Source organism: Laedolimicola ammoniilytica, assembly GCF_025567165.1.
Taxonomy (GTDB): Bacteria; Bacillota; Clostridia; order Lachnospirales; family Lachnospiraceae; genus Laedolimicola; species Laedolimicola ammoniilytica.
On the sequence record NZ_JAOQKC010000003.1, the window covers coordinates 79,650 to 101,868 of the forward strand.

Genomic DNA, 22,219 nt, shown 5'->3' on the forward strand with positions numbered 1-22,219 from the left:
TATGAGAAAAACCATCAGACGGGGGGCGGCTGCATTGCTTGCAGCCATCGTACTGACGGGCAGTCTCAGCGGCTGCAGCGTACTGAAAAACACCCGGGTCGTCCTGACCACAGGCCTGTCCGGGGATCAGCTTTTTAAAATCGGCAAGAGCGTCTGTAGCCTGCCGGAGGCCATGATCTATGTCATGGACTACAAGCAGCAGTATGAGAATGCCTATGGCGTGGAAATGTGGCAGCATGATTTCGGCGGCATGACACTGGAAGAATATGTAAAAGACACGATTATTGCCCAGCTGGCCTCCATCAAAGCCGTGACATTGCTGGCCAAAGAAAACAATGTCACCCTGGACGACGCTGAGAAGCAGAAAATCAGCCAGGCCGCCGACGAATACTACAGCGCCCTGACCGACGACCAGAAAGCATACATGGGCGTAGAAAAAGACGACGTCGAAGAGCTCTGTACCGCCCACGTTCTGTCCGAAAAAGTCTACGACGAGATCACCAAGGATGTGAATACGGAAGTCAGCGACGACGAGGCCCGCATCATCACCATCCAGCAGATCCGACTGGACAGCCTGGAAAACGCCGAGATTGTCAAAGCCCGCCTGGACGAGGGCAAAGACTTCGGCACCGTGGCCGCCGCTTACAACAAAGACACCCAGACCACCATCACTCTGGGGCGCGGCGAAAAAGAAGCCGCCTACGAAGAGGCAGCTTTCTCCCTGGAAAACGACGAAATCAGCGACATCATCGAAACCTCTGACGGCTACTACATCCTGAAATGCGTCAATAACTTCGACCGGGACGCCACCGAGGCCAACAAAGACACCCTGATCAAAAAACGCCGCGACGAAACATTCAACGCCGCCTACGAAGCCATGATGGCGGATACACCATCCGAGTTCAACCGCCACAAATGGAACAAAGTCCACTTCGCCGACTATAGCGGCGAAGCCGCTCCAAATTTCATGACCATCTATACGAAGTATTTCAGTTCTTAACAGGCACCAGCAGAGCGCCCCGCGCAAATGCGTCCATCCCCATTCCCACCCGGAATGTCAAGTTGTTCCCGTCAAAGACAGAAAAAGAACGGGCGGGGGAAACTCTTCTAAGCGTGTGTCCGGCTTTTCGCGCACTGCAGTCTGACTGGAGCGGACTTGTTAAAGTCCGAGCCAGCCAGACTGCTGTCCGTGAAACGTCCGAACACTCCAGAAGAATTTCCCCCGCCCGTTCTTTTTCGTCCGTCTTAAAGTAACTCACGCAAGCATTCCAAAAGCTCCGTATTCTTTTCCGGACTCATAAAGCAAAACCGGAAAAACCTCTCATCCAAAAACGGAAACGTAGAACAATTCCGAATCATAAGACCCCGCCGGATGGCATGCTCAAACAGATCATCCGCATCCACGCCCGGTTTCAGAATCTTCACCAGCATAAAGTTTGCCGTCGGCTTATAAACCTTCACCGTTCCCCAGGTTTTCATTTCTTCATAACACCGGGTTCGTTCCGAATCAATGAGCTCCCGCGTCTCTTGGATATACTCATTATCCGAGAACATCAACTCCCCGGCCACAGCCGCCAAGCTGTTAATGGTCCACGGATTCTTATGCGTATTAATATACTTCAGCAGATCCGCATTCCCTGTCACCGCGTACCCGAGCCTCAGTCCCGGTGAAGCGAAAAATTTTGACACGCCGCGCAGCACCACCAGATTATTGTAAAAACGGGTCAGCGGAATCGAATCCACTGCCGCCGCGTCTGGCGCAAACTCCACATAAGTCTCATCCACCATCACAAAAATATCAAACCGTTTACACTCATCCAGAATCTTCCGCATCACATCCTGGGAGATAGCCGTGGAAGTAGGATTATTCGGATTGCAGATCACGAGTAAGTCAATACTCTCATTGAGCGCCGCCTTAAACGCAGAAAGATCCAGGACAAAATCGTCTTCCTCCTTCAGCGGAAAATAAAGGGACGTACCGCCGCCCAGGGAAATCTCCCGCTCATACTCCGAATAGGTCGGTCCCAGAATCAGCGCCTTCTTCGGATGCTCCATCTGAATAAACAGCGAAATCAGCTCTGTGGATCCATTGCCCACCAGAATACTCTCCACAGGCGCGCCCACATAAGCTCCGATCCGGCGGCGGAGCGAAGTGTACTCCCGATCCGGATAAGAAGTGATCGCGTCAATATGATCAATCAGTGAAGAACGAAGCTTCGGCGAAATCCCCAGGGGGTTCACATTCGCACTGAAGCTGGTAATATTTTCCTTTTTAATGCCGTAAACTTCCTCTATTTTCTCTAGGTCACTGCCATGGAAATGGTCTTTATGCTTAATCATAGTACATCCTCTTTCCTTGTGCTTTCTAAAAAATAATGATATACTGATTATAACTGTATTTCAGAAAAAAGCAATGAAAACCCATGAAAAGATAGAAAGCCGCGTCTGCGGCGGAAGGAGCGGAACATCCATGCGGGCAAAGCTGGAACGAATCGCAGCAGGAAAAATAGAATACAAAAAGCCGGAGATGACCTTGTCTGAGTCCCTGATTACCCTGAACTGCAAGCCGGGAGAAAAGGCGGAGGGCAGCTTCACGGTGACGGCGGATCGGCAGATCAAGGGCATCGTCTACGCTTCCTCTTGGCGGATGCAGGTGGAGCATCCGAGTTTCTCGGCCCGGACCGCGCGCATCGGCTACTGCTTCGACGCCCAGGGACTCTGGGGTGGCGAGGAGATCGAGGGAGAATTCTGCATCGTGTCCGAGGCGGGCGAATATCTGCTGCCCTACACGGTGCGGGTGGCAGCCCATGAGGAGCCAAAAGAAGAGAGCTACGCCTACTTCATTTCCGCAGACCCCATCGAACCGCTGCCGGAGGAGCAGATCGTCGAAGAAGCGGAACAGGTGACTTCTATTATTGAGGACACCGAACGGAAAGAACTGACGCCCCAGGAGGCGCTGGAGCTGGCCGACCAGATTAAGCGGGGCCGGAGACCGGAGGCTCAGGGCTTCCAGCGGGTGAAAGAGGCCTATCGGCGCTATGGCGGAAAAGACCTGCTGTCCACCATCTGCTCTATCCTGATTAAAAATGGCAGTACCGACGAAGAGAGCTTCTGCTGGTATAAGCGGGGCGTGGAGCTGGAGCTGAAGATTACGAACCTGTACGAGTATTTCATGCAGTCCGTGCCGGAGTCTTATAAAGAAAGTTTTCCACGGAACCTGCTCTTATATTTTCAGATGGATGACCGGGCTCTGAACAGCGCCCAGAGGGCTCTGCTTTACGCCAATGTGATCGAACATCAGCCGGAGGATTCCGACATCTACCGGAGATACCGGGATAAGATCGAAGCCTTCATGCTGGATCAGCTTCTGGAGCGCAGACTCAGTGAAAATATGACTGTGATCTACGACCGCTTTCTGGTGGAAGAGCTGCTGACCATTGATTTTGCCGAGGCTCTGGCGGACATTATGTTCCTCCGAAGATTCCGTTGCGCCGACCGGCGTATCCGACAGGTACAGGTGCTGTACGAGCAGCTGCAGCAGAAGATCGAAGTGCCGCTGATACACGGACAGGCGCTGATTCCGATTTATACGCCGGGGGCGGTCATTGTGCTGGTGGATGAACAGGGCAATTGCTATACCTCCAGCGTCCCCTATACGCTGACCCGGCTTCTGAATGAGCGCCGTTATGTGGATAAATGCCGGGAGCTGCTCCGTTACCACAGGGGTCTGTATCTCTATCTCTGCGACGGCATGTCCCGGAGTCATGTGCTCACCGAAGAAAATGTGGAGAATTATAAGCGGGTGCTGAAGATAGACGGCTTCACAGCCCATTACAAAGAAGACGTGCGCCAGGAGATCCTGCAGTTTTACTACGCAAACCATGATTTGGAGGATCTGGATCAGGAATTCCTGGTGACCGAGACCACCCGGATGACGCCCAAGGATCGGGCTCGCTATGTGGAAATCCTGATTCTCCGGGGTGTGTACGGGGACGCTTGGGATATGATTCGGACTTATGACTATTCCATGGTGCGGGTGAAGCTGCTGCTGAAGCTGGCTGTCTGGAAAATGCGGGAGCTGGAGTACGAGGAGGACGCGTTTCTTCTGAAGCTCTGCCTCCATATCTTCCGGGAGCATAAATACAACGAAGGCATTCTGGAATATCTCTCCGGCTATTATTATGGTTCAGTGACGGTCATGGAGAAGGTCTGGAAAGAAGCCCATGCCTTCGAGCTGGACGTCTTTGACCTGGAAGAGCGGATCCTGGGGCAGATGCTATTTACCGGACAGGTGCGGGAAGAGGCCTACGGAATCTTTGAGGATTACAGGTCACTTGGCGGCGATGGCCTGGTGGCCCGGGCCTATCTTACCTGGATGAGCTGGCAGGATTTCGTCAGGGATGAGAGGGTGCCGGAAGGACTTTACGGGTACCTGGAGCAGGCCATTGCCTGGGAAGCCGGGCTGGCTCCCGTATGCGAACTGTCCTATTTGCGTTATTTATCCGGAAAACGGAAGCTGAGTGAGGCCGAAGAGCTGCGGGCAGAGCGGATGACGAAGGTCTGCATTCAGAAGAAGCTTCGATTCTGCTTTATGAAGCCACTGCTGGCCCGGCTGGGACGTTCCGAGCTTTTGGAGGATAAGACCTTCGTGGAGTACCGGGCCAATCCGGAGCATAAGGTCATCCTCCATTATGTCATCGAGTCGCCCAGGATGAAAAACTGTAATTATGTGGCCGAACGCCTGTATCCGGTGGAACCTGGACTGTTCGTGAAGGAATTTACCCTGTTTTACGGCGATCGCCTGACCTGGTTTGTGACCGAGGAGGACGAAGAGGGCGAACATCCCACGCCGGATCGCAGCTTCGTGGAGGGGGAAGAGGATCCGCTGGTGACTGGCACCAAGTACGCCTCCGTCTATGAGATGGCCCGCTCCCTGTCCGAACACGACATGCCGACATTGGAGCGGCAGTATGAGGAATACGGAAAGAAGAAATTCCTGGTGGAAACCATGTTTTCCTTAAAATGAAGTTGGGGGGCAAAAGTTTTTTGTCCCCAAGGAACAAGGAGGTAACAGACAGTGGGAACCTTTGTAATCGGGTTTGATCTGGGAAATGAGACTTCGCAGATCTGCTGCTGGAATGAAAAATCAAAAGAGCCCGTCTCCGTGGCCGTGGAGCCCGGAACGGAGAAATACCGAATCCCTACGGAGACTACAGAAAGTTTCCTGAAAAAGGCTATGCGTCTTCTGAAGCCCTACGGCAAGATTCATGAGGCGGCGGCCGTGGTATTCTCTGTGGAGCAGGCGGACGAGCAGGCCGTGGCGGAGCTTCGGCGGCTTGCCATGCAGATGATCGGCATTCCGGAGAGCCGGATTTTTGTTCAGTCCCGGGAGGAGAGTTTCTGTGCCTATGTGCTGCACCAGTCCCGGGAAATCTGGAGGCACCAGGCTGTATTATTTGCCTGCGGGGGCGGAGAACTTCGAAGCACCGTGCTGAATGTGAACGGTCGGACCATTCCGGTCATGGCCCGGGCGGAGAAGGAGGAAAAATGGCAGGTCTCTTTCGGAAATTATACAGATACAGAGAAGGATCTGGCTCTGGCCGGTATTGCCCGCGATATCTTTGGCGGCCGTCCGGTATCCTCGGTATTCCTGGTGGGAGAGGGCTTCGATGGAAAATGGTATGAGGAGAGTCTGAAGATTCTCTGTGGCGCCGGAAAGCGCGTCTTCGCAGGCAATAATTTATTTGCCAAAGGGGCCTGTTACCGGGCTATGGATGAGCTGAAAAACCCGGAGGAGCGGGCGTATGTGTTTCTGGGCGAGGATAAGATTCCCTACAATGTGGGGCTTCGCGCGCCGGGGGCGGGCAGGGAGAGCCTGTATACACTTTTAAACGCGGGAACCAGCTGGTATGAGGCCAAGGCGGAGTGCGAGGCCCTGCTTTTAGAGGAACCGGTGCTGGAATTTATCTTAAAACCCATGCAGGGAAATACGACCCTGCGGGAGAGCATGACGCTTACCGGTATTCCGGAGCGCCCTCCCAGGACCACCAGACTTCACATCGCGGTGGAATTTGAAAGCGTGGAAAAGCTGCGGATAGAGGTTCGGGATCTGGGTTTTGGGGAGCTGTTCCCCTCCTCGGATCTGGTCTGGAATGAAGTGGTGGATCTGAGCCAGGAAGGAGGCGCGTGAGCATGGGAGCGGTACTGATTTGCCGGGATGAGCTGGTAAAAAGTCCTTATTACATAGAAAGCATGGGCATCCGCCTGTACTCCATGGAGGAGCTGGCCTTTTTCCTGTATGAAAATATCTATCTGGTGGATCGCCAGATGCTGGGCGAGCGGCTCTGGGACTGGCTTCGAAATGAGGCCCATAACCCGGAACTGGCCGAGAAGCTGAAAAAGGGAGACGAAGCCGGAAGCAGTATCCAGAATATGGTGCTGACGATTCTTCGGAGCGTCAACTATTATACCCAGGAAGAGCTGACGGAGCTGTCCTCCCGGATGAAGGTGCTGAACACCTACCAGGAGCAGGAGCGGATGAAGCTCCGGGCTGATGAATACTTCATCAATGACAACTATCTGGCGGCCATCTATGAATATGAGAAGATCCTGGATATCCGCCAGAGCGACCGGCTGGGCGTGGAATTTTATGCTCATGTCTGGAATAATCTGGGCGTCTGCTATTGCCGCCTTTTCCAGTTCGGGCGGGCGGCGCAGGCATTCCGCACTTCCTGGCAGTACCAGAAGGATCCGGAGGTCTTAAAGGAGTACATATTTGCCATGCGTCTGGGATTGTCCGACGAAGACTTCGAGCAGGCCATGGATCTGCAGAACATCCGCGGAGAGCAGTTGGAGGAATACCTGGAGGATTACGAACGCCTGTGCGCAGAAGCCGGAGAACAACTGGAAAAACCGGAACATCTGGTGGAAAAGATCTACGATTTGGAGCGGGAGTACGAAAAAAATACCCGTTACGCGTAAAAATGCGGTTGACAGAGCGTAAGGCAAATGATAAAATACAACGGTACCACCGCTTTATCGTTGTACAGTAACTCATTAGTAGAGAATGAAAGAACGAGCCTGAGAGTTCTGTGGATAAGGCCCAAAATAAAAGCGCCGCAAAAGCGGCAGTGGGAGGAAGCATTATGAAAAAGAAAGTATTAAGCGTATTTTTATGTGGAGTGATGGCAGCATCCATGCTGGCAGGCTGTGGTTCATCCGGCAAAGAGGAAGTTGCGACCAATACAGATGCGGAGGATGCAGCGGCAGAGAACGAGGCAGACGGTGAGGACACCGAAGTCGCTTCCGAAGACAGCGACATGGCCTATGTGGTAGATAAGGGAACTCTGGTAGTAGGAATCACCGATTTTGAGCCCATGGATTATAAGGATGAGAACGGCGACTGGGTCGGATTCGACGCAGATATGGCAAAGGCCTTTGCAGAGAGTCTGGGCGTAGATGTAGAGTTCGTAGAGATTGACTGGGACAACAAGGTGCTGGAGCTGGATGGCAAGAGCATTGACTGCGTATGGAACGGTATGACACTGACCGACGAAGTGACAAGCTCCATGGAGTGTACCGACGCGTACCTGAACAACGCGCAGGTGGTTGTAGTTCCGAAGGACGTGGCTGACAAGTACCAGGATACAGACAGTCTGAAGGATTTAAGCTTTGCAGTAGAAGCAGGCAGCGCAGGAGAGGCTGAGGTCAGCGCCCTGGGACTGAATTACACACCGGTCAAGGCACAGTCTGACGCCCTGCTTGAGGTAGCGAGCGGAACCTCTGACGCGGCAGTTATCGACTCCCTGATGGCAGCAGCCATGATTGGCGAGGGAACCAGCTACGCAGACCTGACCTACACCGTAGCCCTGAACAGCGAGAAATACGGTGTCGGCTTCCGGAAGGGTTCCGACCTGGCTGCAGTGCTGGATGAGTTCTTTGCTAATGCTACCACAGATGGCAGCATGAAGGCCTGCGCAGAGCAGTACGGCGTACAGGCAGCCCTAGTACAGGAATAAAATAAAAGCGAAAGCAAAAGAGAAGTAAAATGGAACGAATCATAGAACAGATGCCGATTGTTCTCGGAGCATTGAACAGCGGCTTCCTGCAGACACTGAGATTATTCTTCGTCACGTTGATAGGAGCGGTACCTTTGGGCCTGGTAATAGCCTTTGGGTCCATGTCCAAATTCCGCCCCTTAAGCATGATATCCAAATTCATCGTCTGGATCATACGCGGTACGCCGCTTATGATCCAGCTTTTAATCATTTTTTATTTTCCGGGACTGGTTATGCATAAGCAGATCTGGGGCGGCGGGGAGACCGGCCGCTTTCTGGCGGCGTCCCTGTCCTTCATCCTTAACTACGCCTGCTACTTTTCCGAGATCTACCGCGGCGGCATCCAGAGCGTCCCGGCAGGCCAGGAAGAAGCAGGACTGGTGCTCGGCATGACCAAGACTCAGATCTTCTTCAAAGTCAAGCTGATGCAGATGATTAAGCGGATCGTACCGCCCATGTCCAACGAAATCATCACTCTGGTAAAAGATACCTCCCTGGCGCGCATCATCGCCCTCCAGGAGATCATCTGGGCCGGACAGGCCTTCATGAAAGGTTCCCAGGGCATTGCGGGCGAGATCTGGCCGCTGTTCTTCACTGCCGTCTACTATCTGATCTTCAACGGCGTTCTGACAGTCCTTCTGGATCGTCTGGAGCGGAAACTCGATTATTTCAGGTAACAGGAAATTCCAATGGAATTCCCTGTTACCTAAAAACATGATCGCACTGTGGCGCAGATAAATAAGGAGAGGATAGAAGAATGGCAATCTTAGAAGTAGAACACGTAAGCAAAACCTTCGGAAAAACCGAAGTCTTAAAAGATATCAGCTTCACCCTGGAAAAAGGCGACGTCGTCTCCATCATCGGATCCTCCGGAAGCGGCAAAACCACATTCCTGCGGTGCCTGAACTTCCTGGAGCACCCCGACACCGGCGTCATCCGGGTAAACGGCGAGACCCTGTTTGACGCAGCCAATCCGGAAACCAGACAGGAATCCGAGATCCGTAAAAAACGGCTGCATTTTGGACTGGTGTTCCAGTCCTTCAACCTGTTCCCCCAGTACACAGCCCTGGGTAATGTCATGTTAGCCAAAGAGCTGCTGGCCAAAGAGCAGCCGGATTATAAAGCACGTAAAAAAGAAATCCACGCAGAGATCGAGGCCGAGGCCAAAAGCCTCCTGACCCAGATGGGTCTGGCGGACAGAATGAACAACTATCCCCACCAGCTCTCCGGCGGTCAGTGCCAGCGTGTAGCCATCGCCCGCGCCCTGGCTCTGAAGCCCGATATCCTCTGTTTCGACGAACCCACGTCAGCCCTGGATCCCGAGTTGACCGGAGAAGTCCTGAAAGTCATCAAAGAACTGGCCGATCAGAAGACAACGATGATCATCGTCACCCACGAAATGGCCTTCGCTCGCGATGTAGCCAGCCAGGTCATCTTCATGGACGATGGCCGCATCCTTGAAAAAGGCACGCCCGAAGAAGTCTTTGGGCACACCAAAGAAGAGCGTACGAGACAGTTCCTGTCCCGTTTCACGCAGGGCTAAAGCACATAAAAAGTAAGGCAGATAAGAAAAAACTTATCTGCCTTTATTTACGCAAAGCGTATTTTATCTCGTTTTTCGGGTTGAAAAAGTTTCTGTTTAATACTAAAATAAAACAGATTGCAATAAATTAAGGAGAACGTCTGCATGAAAAAGCCCTTAGTCATCCTGACCGGCCCCACCGCCGCAGGCAAAACCAAACTATCCATAAATCTCGCGAAAGCCATCAACGGCGAAATCGTCTCCGCCGACTCCATGCAAGTCTACCGCCGCATGGACATCGGGTCTGCAAAAATCCGTCCGGCCGAGATGCAGGGCGTCCCTCACCACCTGATCGACGTCTTAGATCCAAAAGAAGACTTTAATGTCGTTCTCTTCCAGAAAATGGCAAAAACTGCCATGGAAGACATCTGGACCCGCGGCCACATCCCCATCCTGACCGGCGGCACTGGCTTCTACATCCAGGCATTACTCTACGACATCGACTTCACCGAAAATGAAGAGAACGTGAGGGTTCGTGCGAAACTGGAAACCCAGGCCATCGAAGAAGGCCCCGAAGCCCTTCACGCCCGTCTGGCCACCGTAGATCCGAAAGCCGCCGAAGAAATCCATGCCAACAATGTCAAGCGCGTTATTCGCGCCTTGGAATACTATGAGCTCACCGGCGAACGCATTTCCGACCACAACGAAGAACAGCGGGAAAAAACATCCCCCTATAACTTCGCTTACTTCGTCCTGAATGACGACCGGGAAAAACTCTACGCCCGCATCGACCAGCGCGTAGATGAAATGATGAAAGACGGTCTGGTGGAAGAAGTACAGAGCCTCAAAAACGAAGGCTGCAAGCGCGGCATGGTTTCCATGCAGGGCCTGGGATACAAAGAAATCCTGGACTACCTGGACGGCGTGATCCCCCTGGAAGAGGCCGTCCGCATCCTGAAGCGGGATACCCGCCATTTTGCCAAGCGCCAGCTCACCTGGTTCAGGCGGGAGCGGGACGTAATCTGGGCAGAAAAACCGGAATACGGATATGATGAAGAGAAAATTCTTGCGTTTATGCTGAAAATACTAAAAGAAAGAGGAATTCTAAAATGACACAGACAGAAACCATGTACCGGGAGCTGGGCATCAGCCCCGCCGTATACGCATTTGGACAGGAGATAGAAAAAGGCTTAAAAGAGCGCTTTGACAAAATCGACGAGACCGCCGAGTACAATCAGCTCAAGGTCGTGGGAGCCATGCAGAAAAACCGCGTGGAGGCGGCCTGCTTCGCGGCCACCAGCGGCTATGGCTACAACGATCTGGGAAGAGACAAGCTGGAAGAGGTCTATGCCACGGCCTTTCACGCGGAGGCAGCCCTGGTGCGCCCGCAGATTGCCTGTGGCACCCACGCATTGGCGGTAGCCCTGTCCGGAAACTTACGTCCCGGAGACGAGCTCCTTTCCCCGGTGGGCAAGCCCTACGACACCCTGGAGGAGGTCATCGGTATCCGCCCGTCCAAGGGTTCCCTGGCCGAGTACGGCGTCACCTACCGTCAGGTGGACTTAAAAGAGGACGGAAGCTTCGACTATCCGGCCATCGAGGCAGCTTTAAATGAGAAGACAAAGCTGGTCACCATCCAGCGTTCCAAGGGCTATCAGACTCGTCCAACCCTGTCCGTACAGCGGATCGGAGAGCTGATCGCATTTATAAAAGAAAGAAAACCCGACGTGATCTGCATGGTGGATAACTGCTATGGAGAGTTTGTAGAGCGTATCGAGCCCACCGACGTGGGTGCCGATCTCTGCGTGGGCTCCCTCATCAAAAATCCGGGCGGCGGCCTGGCTCCCATCGGCGGCTACATCGTCGGCAAAGAGCAGTATGTGGAAAACGCGGCTTACCGCCTGACATCTCCGGGCCTGGGCAAAGAGGTGGGCGCTTCCTTAGGCGTCATGACCAGCTTCTATCAGGGCTTTTTCCTGGCTCCGACCGTGACGGCGGCAGCCTTAAAGGGCGCGATTTTCGCAGCCAATATCTATGAGAAGCTGGGCTTCGCGGTGGTTCCGGACAGCACCGAGAGCCGTCATGACATCATCCAGGCCGTGACCTTCGGAAAGCCCGAGGGCGTCATTGCCTTCTGCCAGGGCATCCAGGCAGCAGCGCCGGTGGACAGCTATGTAACCCCGGAGCCCTGGGCGATGCCGGGCTACGACAGCGACGTGATCATGGCAGCCGGAGCCTTTGTACAGGGATCCTCCATCGAGCTGTCTGCGGACGGCCCCATTAAGCCGCCTTACGCGGTCTATTTCCAGGGCGGTCTGACCTGGCCTCATGCGAAGCTGGGTATCCTCATGTCCCTGCAGAAAATGGCAGACGCAGGTCTGGTACAGTTATAAGGAGAAACGGATGAAAAAGGTAGTGGTAGTGGGAGGCGGCGCCGCCGGGCTCATGGCGGCCATTGCGGCGGCAGAAAGCGGCGCGAAAGTGACTTTGCTTGAAAGAAATAAGCAGGTGGGAAAGAAAATACTGGTCACCGGCAATGGACGCTGCAATCTGACGAACACCGATCAGAGCCTGACCCATTACCGGACCTCCGAGCCGGGCTTCCCGGCACAGGTGTTGGAACGGGTCGGCATACAGGATACACTGAATAAATTTACAGAATTTGGGATATTTACCAAAAACCGGAACGGTTATCTCTACCCCTACAGTGATCAGGCGGCTTCCGTGGCGGAGGTTCTGCGGCTGGAGGCGGAGCATCTGGGTGTAAAGCTGGCATTGAATACGGAAGCTTTAGGGCTTACCCGGACAGAGAAAGGCTTTCAGGTGCGGACCGAGGGGTGGAGCTATCCGGCGGACGCGGTGATTCTGACAGCCGGATCCAAGGCGGCCCCGGAGACCGGCTCCGATGGCAGCGGCTATACACTGGCGAGGAGCCTGGGACACCGGATTGTCAGGCCGCTTCCGGCTCTGGTACAGCTTCGGTGTAAAGAAAAGATATTTGAAAAGCTGGCGGGCGTCCGAATGGACGCTAAAGTAGAGGTATATACCGAGAAAAAATTGCTGGCCTCCGATCAGGGCGAGGTGCAGTTCACGAAGAATGGGATTTCCGGCATCCCGGTCTTTCAGGTGAGCCGCTATGCAGTGCGGGCCCTGGACGTGGGAAAAAAGGTACAGGCAGTGCTGAACCTGATGCCGCTGTTTGATGAAGCGCAGTTCCTGACATTTTTAAAGAACAGAAGGGAGCAGAACTCCTATAAGCTCGGTGAGCAGTTTCTGACCGGCCTGCTTCCGGCAAAGATGATCGGCTGTGTGCTGGAGCGCAGCGGCCTTGCCAAAGGAAAGAAAAGGGCGGAGGACTGGACGGAGACAGAGCTTACCAGGCTGGCCCATGCGATCCTTCATTTTGAGACGGAGATCACGGGAAGCGGCGATTTTTCCCAGGCACAGGTCTGCTCCGGCGGTGTGGACCTGCGGGAAGTGGATCCGGCCACCATGGAATCCCGGAAGGCGCCGGGCCTGTATCTGGCAGGCGAGATTCTGGACGTGGACGGAGCCTGCGGCGGCTACAATCTCCAGTGGGCCTGGAGCAGTGGCTGGCTGGCAGGCGTGAGCGCGGCATCAGCCGGAGAGGAGGAAATGTATGATTCGAATCAGTCAAATCAAGCTTCCGGTGGAGCATGACGGGCTGGCCCTTTTACAGGCGGCGGCCCGGGAGCTTAAGACGTCTTCCGATAAAATCGAAAATCTGACCATTCAGAAGAAATCCATCGACGCCCGGAAAAAGCCTATTTCCTATGTGTATACGGTGGATGTGAAGCTGAAAGGTGAGGAAAAGCTGCTAAAGAAGCTGCATAACCGGAATGTGGCGCGGGTAGAAAAAAAGCGCTATCAGTTCCCGGAGCCGGGCTCTGAGAAGCTGGAGCACCGTCCGGTTATCGTGGGAACCGGTCCCGCAGGCCTGTTCTGCGGCCTGATGCTGGCCAGAGCGGGTTATCGACCCATCCTTCTGGAGCGGGGCGAGGCCGCCAGAAAGCGAAAGGAGACTGTGGATCGCTTCTGGAATGGTGGGGCGCTTGCGCCGAATTCTAACGTACAATTTGGCGAGGGCGGAGCCGGAACCTTCTCCGACGGCAAGCTGAACACTCTGGTCAAGGATCCGGCGGGCAGAGGCCGCCTGGTGCTTCAGACCTTTGTGCAGGCGGGCGCGCCAGAGGAGATTCTCTACTGGAATAAGCCCCATCTGGGCACCGACGTGCTCATCAGCGTGGTGGAGCATATTCGAAAAGAAATCGAAAGTCTCGGCGGCGAGGTGCGTTTCGGTACGCAGCTTACGGACATTGACATCCGGGATGGCCGGGTGCGGGGCGTGTATACAAAGTGCAATGATGTGCCGGAACAGGAGGCGGCATATCTGGAGACGGAGGTGCTGGTGCTGGCCATCGGCCACAGTGCCCGGGATACTTTTGCCATGTTAAAAGACCGGGCGGTTCCCATGGAGCGCAAGGCTTTTGCGGTGGGCGTCCGCATCGAGCATCCGCAGGATATGATCAATGTGAGCCAGTACGGTGAGGGCTATCCGAAGGCTCTCCCGACCGCGGCTTATAAGGTGACCCGTAAAGTCAGCGGCGACCGGGGCGTCTATTCCTTCTGTATGTGCCCGGGCGGCTACGTGGTGAACGCCTCCTCTGAGGAGGGCGGACTTGCCGTCAACGGCATGAGTTATCAGGCCCGGGACAGCCGCAATGCCAACAGTGCCATGATTGTCACAGTGCGGCCCGAGGATTTTGGCGGCGATGATTTACTTTCCGGCGTGGAATTTCAGCGGAGGCTGGAACGGGCGGCTTATCAGGCAGGCGGCGGAAAGGTACCGGTGCAGCTGCTGGGGGATTTCCGGCAGCATACGGTCAGTACCGCGCTCGGCGAGGTGGAGCCCTGCATGAAGGGCGCCTGGACCTTCGGCGACGTGCGGGGCATCTTCCCGGCGCAGCTTTCGGCGGCCCTGGAGGAAGGCATCGAGGGCTCCGAGCACCTGATTCCCGGCTTCGCCCGGGCGGACGCAGTGCTTTCCGGCGTGGAAAGCCGGACGTCATCGCCGGTGCGGATCTTGCGTGGAGAAAATCAGGAGAGTACAGTGCAGGGCCTCTATCCCTGCGGTGAAGGTGCTGGTTACGCGGGCGGCATCACCTCGGCGGCCATGGACGGCGTCAAAACGGCTGAGGCGATAGCTGGAAGATATTGTAGAAATCTGGCGACATCTTAAGAGAACTTTAGGATTTTTTTTGTATACAAGCGGAAGCCTTTGTGCTATGATAAAATGTGATATGTAGACAAAAGACGGAGGGAGTTTATGAGATCAAAGAACGGCTGGGTGCTGCTGATTATGCTGCTTTCCGGCATTGTACTGGGAGGCTTTATCGGTATGCTGACGGCCAATGTATCGGGCCTGGCCTGGCTTAATTACGGACAGAGCTTCGGCCTGGAGAATCCCATTGTGCTGGATTTGGGGCTGATGGTGCTGACCTTCGGCCTGACCATTCAGATCTCGATTGCCAGCATCATTGGCGTGGTGATCGCGATTATCATTTACCGGAGGCTGTAGCAGTCCCAGAAAAAAGCTGCAAAGTTGTACGTCTGATCCGCTGCCTGGAGAGCAGAAAGGAACGGGAATGAGTACAACGACCATGAAAGAATTATACAAGGAAGAACGCCCCTATGAGAAATGCGTGAAGTACGGAGCCGGGGCACTGTCCGACGGGGAACTGCTGGCAGTGGTCATGCGGACCGGCACCCTGGGAGAAAACGCCTGTCAGCTGGCGGGCAGAATCTTAAGTCTGCCGGGCTATGAGGGCCTGAAAGGCCTGAACCGGATAGCGCTGGAACGCCTGATGGAAGTGAGAGGCGTCGGGCAGGTGAAGGCCGTGCAGCTCAAATGTGTGGCGGAGCTGGCAGCCCGGATGGCCAGGGCGGAGGCAGCGCAGCGTCTGGCTTTTGACACGCCGGAGACCATCGCCGATTATTTCATGGAGGATTTGCGCTATGCGGAGCAGGAACAGTTGCATGTGCTTTTCCTGAACACCAGAAATAAGCTTTTAAAAGAAAAGCTCATGTTCAAGGGAACTGTGAACGCGTCCCTGATTTCCCCACGGGAGATTTTCATGGAGGCGCTTACCTGCCACGCGGTAAGGCTGGTGCTGGTACACAACCATCCCAGCGGCGATCCTGCGCCCAGTCCGGAGGACGTCCGTATGACGCACCGCATTTACAAAACAGGAGAAATGCTGGGTATCCAGCTTTTGGATCATATTATTATAGGTGATCATTGTTATAGCTCCTTTCGGGAGCGGGGAATACTATCAGAAGAAAATTAATAATGACAGTTCAGTACATCACAGCCTGAAGCACTTGTTACTGAAGACGCAGGAAAGTGATTCAGGTGTGCAAAATCCCATCGGCGAAGTCGATTTTCATGGATTTTGCATCGATGCAACTGTGAAGGTACTGAACAGTTACATTAGAGAAAGTGAGGAGAAGAAATGTCTGCACAGAGTTTCGGATGCGACTTTGGTACAAGCAGCATCAAAATCTACAGCAAGGAAAGCGATACCATTTACTGTGAAAAGAATATGGTGGCTATTGAGGAGAAAAAGGGAATGATCTCCTACGGCGACGAGGCCTTTGAAATGCATGAGAAGGCGCCGTCCAACATCGAGGTGCTTTATCCCATGTCCTTTGGAACCGTAGCCAGCATTACCTATATGCAGGAATTTTTGAAGGCCTTCCTGGAGACCCATACCAAGGGCAGCTTAAAGGGCGCGGAGTTCGTGGTGGCACTGCCCACCGACGTACAGGACCGTGTGTTCAGCACCCTGATTCAGGGAACCGGCCTCAAGTCCAGAAACATCCAGATGATTGACAAGCCGGTGGCAGCAGGTCTCGGCCTTGGCCTTGACGTAACCCAGTCTCAGGGTATCATGATCGTGGATGTGGGAGCGGATACCACCGAGATTTCCATCCTGTCCCTGGGCGGAACCGTCACCAGCAAGCTCATCAAGAACGGCGGCAATAAGATCGACGAGGCCATCGCCAACGCCATCCGCCGGGAGTACGGATATTTCATCGGCAATAAGACGGCCGAGATTCTGAAAAATGAGCTGGGCTATCAGCCGGGCGACACGACCTCCAAGCGGGAGATCTGCGGCCGCAATATGGCTCTCGGACTTCCGGCTCTTCTGGAAATTACCGCGGACTTTGTGGCAAATGCCATCGCTGAGAACCTGAAGTCCATCGTGGACGCCATCAAAGTGATTTTGGAGAGAACGCCGCCCGAGCTGGGCGTGGACATCATCCGCAATGGTATCTTCCTGACCGGCGGCGTGGCTAACTTAAAGGGACTTGACAAGCTCATTGCGGACGCTACCAACATCAAGGTAAATCTGGTCGATAAGCCCGAGGAGTGCGTGGCCAGAGGTCTGGAGCGGGTGATCAAGGAGAAGAAGTTTAAGAACCTGACCTTTGTGACCAAAGAGCAGAATTATAACTAAGTAATATCAGGTGAAGTATGAAGAAAAAAAATCATATTACAGTGCCGCCCAGATACATATTCGCGGCGCTGGCGATTCTTTGTATCGGAATGATGTACGCGTCCTACGCCACCGGCTTTGCGGGCAGCACTCTGGGGCGGATCACCGGCTACGTGTTCGTGCCCTTTGAGCGGGGGATCAACAGCGTGGGCGGCTGGTTCCGGGATAAGAGCGACAGCCTGCAGGATCTGGCGGACGCCCAGGCGGAGAAGCAGGCCCTGCAGGAGCAGGTGGACGCCCTGACCCTGGAGAACAGCCGGCTGATGCAGAATCAGTACCGTCTGCAGGAACTGGAAGAACTTTACAACCTGGATCAGACTTACGGCGAATACAGTAAGGTGGCGGCCAATATCATTGCCAGCGATTCCGGCAACTGGTTCAATACCTTTGTGATCGACAAGGGCAGCAGGGACGGGATCGCCGTGGATATGAATGTCATCGCGGGCAGCGGCCTGGTAGGCATCGTGACTAAGGTGGGCGATAACTGGGCCCAGGTGCGCTCCATCATCGACGATATGAGCGAGGTCAGCGCCCAGGTGCTCTCTACTTCAGATCTCTGCTTTGTAAAGGGCGATCTGCAGTTGATGGAATCCGGTCTGATTCCGCTTTCCCAGCTGCGGGATACAGAAGGAAAAGCCAACATCGGCGACACGATTGTAACTTCCCACGTGAGTGATAAGTACCACGCGGGACTGCTCATCGGCTATATCAATGAGCTGAGTCTGGATCCCAATAACCTGACCAGGTCCGGCACCCTGACGCCGGCCGTGGATTTTGAGCATCTGCATTCGGTGCTCGTTATTACCGATTTGAAGCAGACCGAGGAAGAATAGGACAGGAGTGAAAAGGATGAGACGTAAAATCATAGAAGCTCTTCTGATTATCGTATGCTTTATCCTGCAGTGTACCGTGTTCCAGACACTGTCCCTGGCCGGAATTGTGCCAAATCTGCTGCTGATTGTGACATCCTCCTTAGGGTTCATGCGGGGAGAAAAGGAGGGCATGGCAGTAGGTTTCTTTTCCGGACTGCTGACAGACATTTTCTTCGGTCAGCTGTTTGGCTTTTACAGTCTTCTGTACATGTTCCTGGGATACGGAAGCGGCCTGTTTCATCGGATGTTCTACGATGAGGATATCAAGCTTCCCATGGTCTGGATAGCGCTGTCAGAGCTGGTGTATGGACTGAGCGTCTATTTTTTCCTGTTCCTTTTGCGGAGCCGGTTCCAGTTCGGATTCTATTTTGCGCACATTATTCTTCCGGAGCTGGTGTACACCGTCGTGGTGACCATTGTGTTCTACCGGGTGATCCGGTTGCTGAATCACTGGCTGGAGAAGAAGGAAAAAGAGGAGGGGGAGAGCAAAATCATTTCTCCCGTGATTCCTTATAAAGATAACAATGAGGCGGGGACAGACGGACAATAAGACAGAGGAGTTAGAAACGATTGTTGGACGAAATCAAAGAAGCCTTAAATAATTTAATAAAATCACGTATCTTTGTACTGGGCGTGGCTTTCGTGGTCCTGTTTGGCATTCTTTTGCAACGGGTGTTTTATCTGCAGATTGTAAAGGGCGGCGACTATCAGGAATCCTTTTCCCTGAAGACTGAGCGCGAGGTGTCGGTGGCCAGTACCAGGGGAAACATCTACGATCGGAACGGAGAGCTGCTTGCGTACAGCGAGCTGTCCTATTCGGTAACCATCCAGGATAACGGCACCTATGCCAGCAAAACCAAGAATCCCAAGCTCAATGATACCATCTACCGGCTGATTCAGCTGATTGAGAAGAACGGGGACAGCGTTGTCAGCGATTTGGGGATTGTATACAACAACGGACATTATGAATATTCCCTGGAAGGAAATTCCCTTCTCCGTTTAAAAGCGGACGTATATGGCAAGACTAAGATAAGCGAGCTGGAGCCGAAGCAGGAGCTCGCCTCGGCGGACGAGCTGATGGCTTATCTGTGCGGAGAAAAGAAATATGATATCCGCAGCTCCTATACGGAGGAGGAACAGGAAAAATATGGGATTAGCGCATCCGGTTATACGCCGGAGGAGCAGCTGAAGATAGCGACCATCCGGTTTGGTATTTCCGCCAATAACTACAAGCGGTACGTGGCGACAACCGTGGCCAGCGACGTCTCGGATGAGACGGTGGCGGCCGTTCTGGAGAACCAGAGCGAGCTGCAGGGCGCGGAGATCGCGGAGAGCAGCCGGAGAGTCTACCCGGACAGCAAGTATTTCGCGCCGATCATCGGTTATATCGGCAAAGCCTCCCAGGATGAGCTGGACAGCCTCCAGGAGGAAAATCCCGACTATGAGCTCAATGATATCGTCGGCAAGGCCGGTATCGAGCAGTATATGGAGACGGAGCTTCAGGGGACCAAGGGCTACGAGAAAATGTATGTGGACAGTGTGGGACGGATTCTGGAGATGTCCGAGCAGAAGGACGCGGTTCCGGGCAATGACGTCTATCTGACCATTGACAAGGAGCTGCAGATGGCCTGCTACAATATTCTTGAGCAGAAGCTGGCCGGTATTTTGATTTCCAAGATCGAGAACACGAAGGAATACAATCCAGGGCCCAATCCCAGCGCGTCCAAGATTATGATTCCGATCTACGATGTATATTACGCGCTGATCAACAATTATATCATTGATATCACGCATTTTAACGCGGATGACGCTACGGATCTGGAAAAGAGTGTATACAGCCGTTTCCAGATCAAGCTTCAGAACACGGTGGACAGTCTGATTGCGGAACTGAACTCCGACAATGCGGTGGCCTATCAGAACCTCTCCAAAGAGATGAAGAATTACATGAGCTATATCGTGGCCAATGTGCTGATGGGCGACAGTCAGGTGCTGATGAAGGACGCGGTGGACACATCAGACGCCACCTATGTGGCCTGGACCACCGACGAGACCATCAGTCTTCGGGAGTATCTCCAGTACGCAATTTCTAAAAACTGGATCGATGTGACGAAGATTTCCGGCGATAATCCTTACCTGGATTCCGCAGAGATTTACCAGTCGGTGCTGGACTATATCCGGGACAGCCTTCTGGAGGACGCGGAGTTTGGCAAGATGCTCTATAAGTATATGCTGCTCAGTGATCAGGTATCCGGAAGAGAAATTTGTCTTTTATTATATGACCAGAATGTGTTAGAATATGATGAAGATACCGTATCAAAGCTGAATTCCGGAGCTTTAAGTTCCTACAGCTTTATGCTGGATAAGATTCGGAACCTGGAGCTCACCCCGGCTCAGCTGGCGCTGGAGCCCTGCAGCGGCGGCATCGTAGTGGTGGATACGAAGACCGGTCAGACCCTGGCCTGTGTGACCTATCCCAGCTATGACAATAACCGGCTGACCAATGTGATGGATTCTGATTACTATAATAGCCTGCGGAAAGACCTGTCGTCACCCTTTGTCAACCGTGTGACCCAGGAAAATCTGGCGCCCGGTTCTACTTTTAAGCCCATTACGGCGATTGCGGGTCTGGAAGAAGGCGTGATTACGCCATCCACGACCATTTACGCGTCCGGCGTATTTACGGAGATTACGCCGTCTCCGACCTGCTGGATCTTTAACCAGTACGGCGGTCATCACGGCAACGAGACCGTGACCACGGCCATCCGTGATTCATGTAACGTCTTCTTTTATGAGGTGGGATACCGCCTGGCGGGCGGACGAAGCGCAAGCGGGTACAATGTGGAGGCAGGCCTGACAAAACTGGAAAAATACGCCAGAATGTTCGGCCTGGGTGATAAATCCGGACTGGAGATCTCCGAGTATGAGCCGCGAATTTCCGATACGGACGCCGTGCGTTCCGCCATCGGACAGGGCACGAACAGCTATTCGCTGTCCCATATCGCCCGCTATGTGGCGACTCTGGCCAACCGCGGAAACTGCTATGACCTGACACTTCTTGACAAGCTGACAGAGACCGACGGTACCCTGATTCAGGAGTACGAGCCGGCGCTGCATAATCAGGTGCAGATCGCGGACAGCAGCTGGAACGCGGTACAGCAGGGTATGCGCCTGGTGGCTGAAAACACCAAGTCTCTGAACGTCTTAAGCGATCTGGGACTGAATGTGGCCGGCAAGACCGGTACGGCGCAGCAGAGCAAGAGCCATCCGAACCATGCGTTGTTTGTGGGCTTTGCGCCCTATGAGAGTCCGGAGATTGCCATCGCCGTCCGTATCGCCAACGGATATACATCCGCCAACTGCGCGGAGGTGGGCGCGGACGTGTTCAAATACTACTTTAATCTTGCGGATGAGGCGGAGATTGTGAGCGGAACTGCCAGCGGTTCCACCGGACAGACTATCGGTGATTAGGAGTGAAAGTGATGTCAAATCAGTCAGTTATCATAAAAAGCAACCGGTACGGACTGAACGTCGTTCTGGACGAACAGCCCGACTGGGATACCATAAAGAAGGAAGTGGCTGAGAAGTTCAGCGCTTCGGCCAAATTTTTCGGCAATGCCCAGATGGCCCTCTGTTTTCAGGGAAGATCTTTAAGTACAGCGGAGGAAGAAGAGCTTGTGGAAGTGATCGAAGCGAGCTGTCAGATTCAGGTAGTCTGCCTGGTGGATGAAAATCAGGTGACTGAACAGACCATGAAGCAGGCCGTAGAGCGGCAGACCGGCCGGGCGGAAGCCCCTGGAGACCACGATCTGACCAATCTGCAGGACGGCCGGTTTTACAAGGGAACCTTACGTTCCGGTCAGGTACTGGAATCGGAGACCAGCATCATCATTCTGGGCGACGTGAACCCGGGAGCCCGGGTGGTGTCCAAAGGAAACGTCATCGTACTGGGAGCCCTGAAGGGCAATGTGTTTGTGGGCGCAGCAGGGAATGAGAGAGCCTTTGTGGCGGCTCTTTCCATGGATCCCATGCAGATCCGCATCGGCGATGTGATTGCCCGCAGCTCCGACGGAGCGGCCAGACGGAAGAAAAAGGCGGATGATACGCCAAAGATCGCATTTGTGGAAGATGGGAACATTTATATAGAGCCCATTACAAAAGATGTATTAAATGATATCAAATTATAAGAAA

Annotated in this window: 19 protein-coding genes; 18 read left to right on the plus strand and 1 reads right to left on the minus strand. The window is 53.8% G+C overall.

Annotation, left to right across the window (positions count from 1 at the left end; genetic code table 11):
- Position 1 precedes the first annotated feature (1 nt).
- Positions 2-1,000, plus strand: a complete 999-nt coding sequence (locus OCV63_RS02925; RefSeq protein ID WP_158361930.1) for a peptidylprolyl isomerase — start codon at positions 2-4, stop codon at positions 998-1,000.
- A 245-nt stretch (positions 1,001-1,245) separates the two neighbouring features.
- Here the strand turns inward: OCV63_RS02925 and OCV63_RS02930 are convergent, their stop codons facing one another.
- The gene (locus OCV63_RS02930; RefSeq protein ID WP_158361932.1) at positions 1,246-2,340 is read right to left on the minus strand and encodes a pyridoxal phosphate-dependent aminotransferase; all 1,095 of its coding nucleotides are present in this window, start codon (positions 2,338-2,340) and stop codon (positions 1,246-1,248) included.
- Positions 2,341-2,413: 73 nt separating this feature from the next.
- Here OCV63_RS02930 and OCV63_RS02935 point away from each other — a divergent pair, with 73 nt between their 5' ends.
- From OCV63_RS02935 to minC, 17 genes are all read left to right on the plus strand, one after another.
- Complete coding sequence (locus OCV63_RS02935) at positions 2,414-5,026, plus strand: DUF5717 family protein (protein WP_158361933.1); 2,613 nt, start codon at positions 2,414-2,416, stop codon at positions 5,024-5,026.
- A gap of 51 nt (positions 5,027-5,077) precedes the next feature.
- On the plus strand, positions 5,078-6,190 hold the full coding sequence (locus OCV63_RS02940) for a DUF5716 family protein (RefSeq protein WP_158361934.1): 1,113 nt from the start codon (positions 5,078-5,080) through the stop codon (positions 6,188-6,190).
- Positions 6,191-6,192: 2 nt separating this feature from the next.
- Positions 6,193-6,981, plus strand: coding sequence for a hypothetical protein (locus OCV63_RS02945; RefSeq protein ID WP_158361935.1), 789 nt, complete (start codon positions 6,193-6,195; stop codon positions 6,979-6,981).
- Between the two features lie 164 nt (positions 6,982-7,145).
- The gene (locus tag OCV63_RS02950; protein ID WP_158361936.1) at positions 7,146-8,018 is read left to right on the plus strand and encodes a transporter substrate-binding domain-containing protein; all 873 of its coding nucleotides are present in this window, start codon (positions 7,146-7,148) and stop codon (positions 8,016-8,018) included.
- A 29-nt stretch (positions 8,019-8,047) separates the two neighbouring features.
- The gene (locus OCV63_RS02955; RefSeq protein WP_158361937.1) at positions 8,048-8,734 is read left to right on the plus strand and encodes an amino acid ABC transporter permease; all 687 of its coding nucleotides are present in this window, start codon (positions 8,048-8,050) and stop codon (positions 8,732-8,734) included.
- 80 nt (positions 8,735-8,814) lie between these two features.
- Complete coding sequence (locus OCV63_RS02960) at positions 8,815-9,600, plus strand: amino acid ABC transporter ATP-binding protein (RefSeq protein WP_158361938.1); 786 nt, start codon at positions 8,815-8,817, stop codon at positions 9,598-9,600.
- A 144-nt stretch (positions 9,601-9,744) separates the two neighbouring features.
- The gene (gene miaA / locus OCV63_RS02965) at positions 9,745-10,692 is read left to right on the plus strand and encodes a tRNA (adenosine(37)-N6)-dimethylallyltransferase MiaA (protein WP_158361939.1); all 948 of its coding nucleotides are present in this window, start codon (positions 9,745-9,747) and stop codon (positions 10,690-10,692) included.
- Positions 10,689-11,972, plus strand: a complete 1,284-nt coding sequence (locus OCV63_RS02970; protein ID WP_158361940.1) for a methionine gamma-lyase family protein — start codon at positions 10,689-10,691, stop codon at positions 11,970-11,972. The genes miaA and OCV63_RS02970 overlap by 4 nt, the downstream gene beginning before the upstream one ends.
- Before the next feature lie 10 nt (positions 11,973-11,982).
- Positions 11,983-13,260, plus strand: a complete 1,278-nt coding sequence (locus OCV63_RS02975) for a BaiN/RdsA family NAD(P)/FAD-dependent oxidoreductase (RefSeq protein WP_158361941.1) — start codon at positions 11,983-11,985, stop codon at positions 13,258-13,260.
- On the plus strand, positions 13,220-14,839 hold the full coding sequence (locus OCV63_RS02980) for an NAD(P)/FAD-dependent oxidoreductase (RefSeq protein WP_158361942.1): 1,620 nt from the start codon (positions 13,220-13,222) through the stop codon (positions 14,837-14,839). Before OCV63_RS02975 ends, OCV63_RS02980 begins: the two co-directional genes overlap by 41 nt.
- A gap of 87 nt (positions 14,840-14,926) precedes the next feature.
- Entirely contained in the window at positions 14,927-15,178 is a 252-nt protein-coding gene (locus tag OCV63_RS02985; protein ID WP_158361943.1) for a DUF4321 domain-containing protein, read from the plus strand.
- A gap of 82 nt (positions 15,179-15,260) precedes the next feature.
- Positions 15,261-15,947, plus strand: coding sequence for a RadC family protein (radC, locus tag OCV63_RS02990; protein ID WP_262670620.1), 687 nt, complete (start codon positions 15,261-15,263; stop codon positions 15,945-15,947).
- Between the two features lie 165 nt (positions 15,948-16,112).
- Complete coding sequence (gene mreB / locus OCV63_RS02995) at positions 16,113-17,120, plus strand: rod shape-determining protein (RefSeq protein WP_158361945.1); 1,008 nt, start codon at positions 16,113-16,115, stop codon at positions 17,118-17,120.
- A gap of 17 nt (positions 17,121-17,137) precedes the next feature.
- The gene (mreC, locus tag OCV63_RS03000) at positions 17,138-17,992 is read left to right on the plus strand and encodes a rod shape-determining protein MreC (protein ID WP_158361946.1); all 855 of its coding nucleotides are present in this window, start codon (positions 17,138-17,140) and stop codon (positions 17,990-17,992) included.
- 16 nt (positions 17,993-18,008) lie between these two features.
- A complete protein-coding gene (gene mreD / locus OCV63_RS03005; RefSeq protein ID WP_158361947.1) occupies positions 18,009-18,581 on the plus strand; it encodes a rod shape-determining protein MreD in 573 nt (190 codons plus the stop codon).
- A 20-nt stretch (positions 18,582-18,601) separates the two neighbouring features.
- A complete protein-coding gene (locus OCV63_RS03010) occupies positions 18,602-21,499 on the plus strand; it encodes a penicillin-binding transpeptidase domain-containing protein (RefSeq protein ID WP_158361948.1) in 2,898 nt (965 codons plus the stop codon).
- A gap of 11 nt (positions 21,500-21,510) precedes the next feature.
- Positions 21,511-22,215 carry a septum site-determining protein MinC gene (minC, locus tag OCV63_RS03015; RefSeq protein WP_158361949.1) on the plus strand — a complete coding sequence of 235 codons (705 nt, stop codon included), beginning with the start codon at positions 21,511-21,513 and terminating at the stop codon, positions 22,213-22,215.
- Positions 22,216-22,219: the final 4 nt, after the last annotated feature.

Coding starts and splice junctions, on each gene's coding strand:
- OCV63_RS02985 (WP_158361943.1), top strand. CDS start 14,927: ATGAGATCAAAGAACGGCTGGGTGCTGCTGATTATGCTGCTTTCCGGC.
- OCV63_RS02980 (WP_158361942.1), top strand. CDS start 13,220: ATGATTCGAATCAGTCAAATCAAGCTTCCGGTGGAGCATGACGGGCTG.
- mreB (WP_158361945.1), top strand. CDS start 16,113: ATGTCTGCACAGAGTTTCGGATGCGACTTTGGTACAAGCAGCATCAAA.
- OCV63_RS02945 (WP_158361935.1), top strand. CDS start 6,193: ATGGGAGCGGTACTGATTTGCCGGGATGAGCTGGTAAAAAGTCCTTAT.
- OCV63_RS02970 (WP_158361940.1), top strand. CDS start 10,689: ATGACACAGACAGAAACCATGTACCGGGAGCTGGGCATCAGCCCCGCC.
- radC (WP_262670620.1), top strand. CDS start 15,261: ATGAAAGAATTATACAAGGAAGAACGCCCCTATGAGAAATGCGTGAAG.
- OCV63_RS02930 (WP_158361932.1), bottom strand. CDS start 2,340: ATGATTAAGCATAAAGACCATTTCCATGGCAGTGACCTAGAGAAAATA.
- OCV63_RS02955 (WP_158361937.1), top strand. CDS start 8,048: ATGGAACGAATCATAGAACAGATGCCGATTGTTCTCGGAGCATTGAAC.
- minC (WP_158361949.1), top strand. CDS start 21,511: ATGTCAAATCAGTCAGTTATCATAAAAAGCAACCGGTACGGACTGAAC.
- mreD (WP_158361947.1), top strand. CDS start 18,009: ATGAGACGTAAAATCATAGAAGCTCTTCTGATTATCGTATGCTTTATC.
- OCV63_RS02950 (WP_158361936.1), top strand. CDS start 7,146: ATGAAAAAGAAAGTATTAAGCGTATTTTTATGTGGAGTGATGGCAGCA.
- mreC (WP_158361946.1), top strand. CDS start 17,138: ATGAAGAAAAAAAATCATATTACAGTGCCGCCCAGATACATATTCGCG.
- OCV63_RS02960 (WP_158361938.1), top strand. CDS start 8,815: ATGGCAATCTTAGAAGTAGAACACGTAAGCAAAACCTTCGGAAAAACC.
- OCV63_RS02975 (WP_158361941.1), top strand. CDS start 11,983: ATGAAAAAGGTAGTGGTAGTGGGAGGCGGCGCCGCCGGGCTCATGGCG.
- miaA (WP_158361939.1), top strand. CDS start 9,745: ATGAAAAAGCCCTTAGTCATCCTGACCGGCCCCACCGCCGCAGGCAAA.
- OCV63_RS02935 (WP_158361933.1), top strand. CDS start 2,414: ATGAAAACCCATGAAAAGATAGAAAGCCGCGTCTGCGGCGGAAGGAGC.
- OCV63_RS02925 (WP_158361930.1), top strand. CDS start 2: ATGAGAAAAACCATCAGACGGGGGGCGGCTGCATTGCTTGCAGCCATC.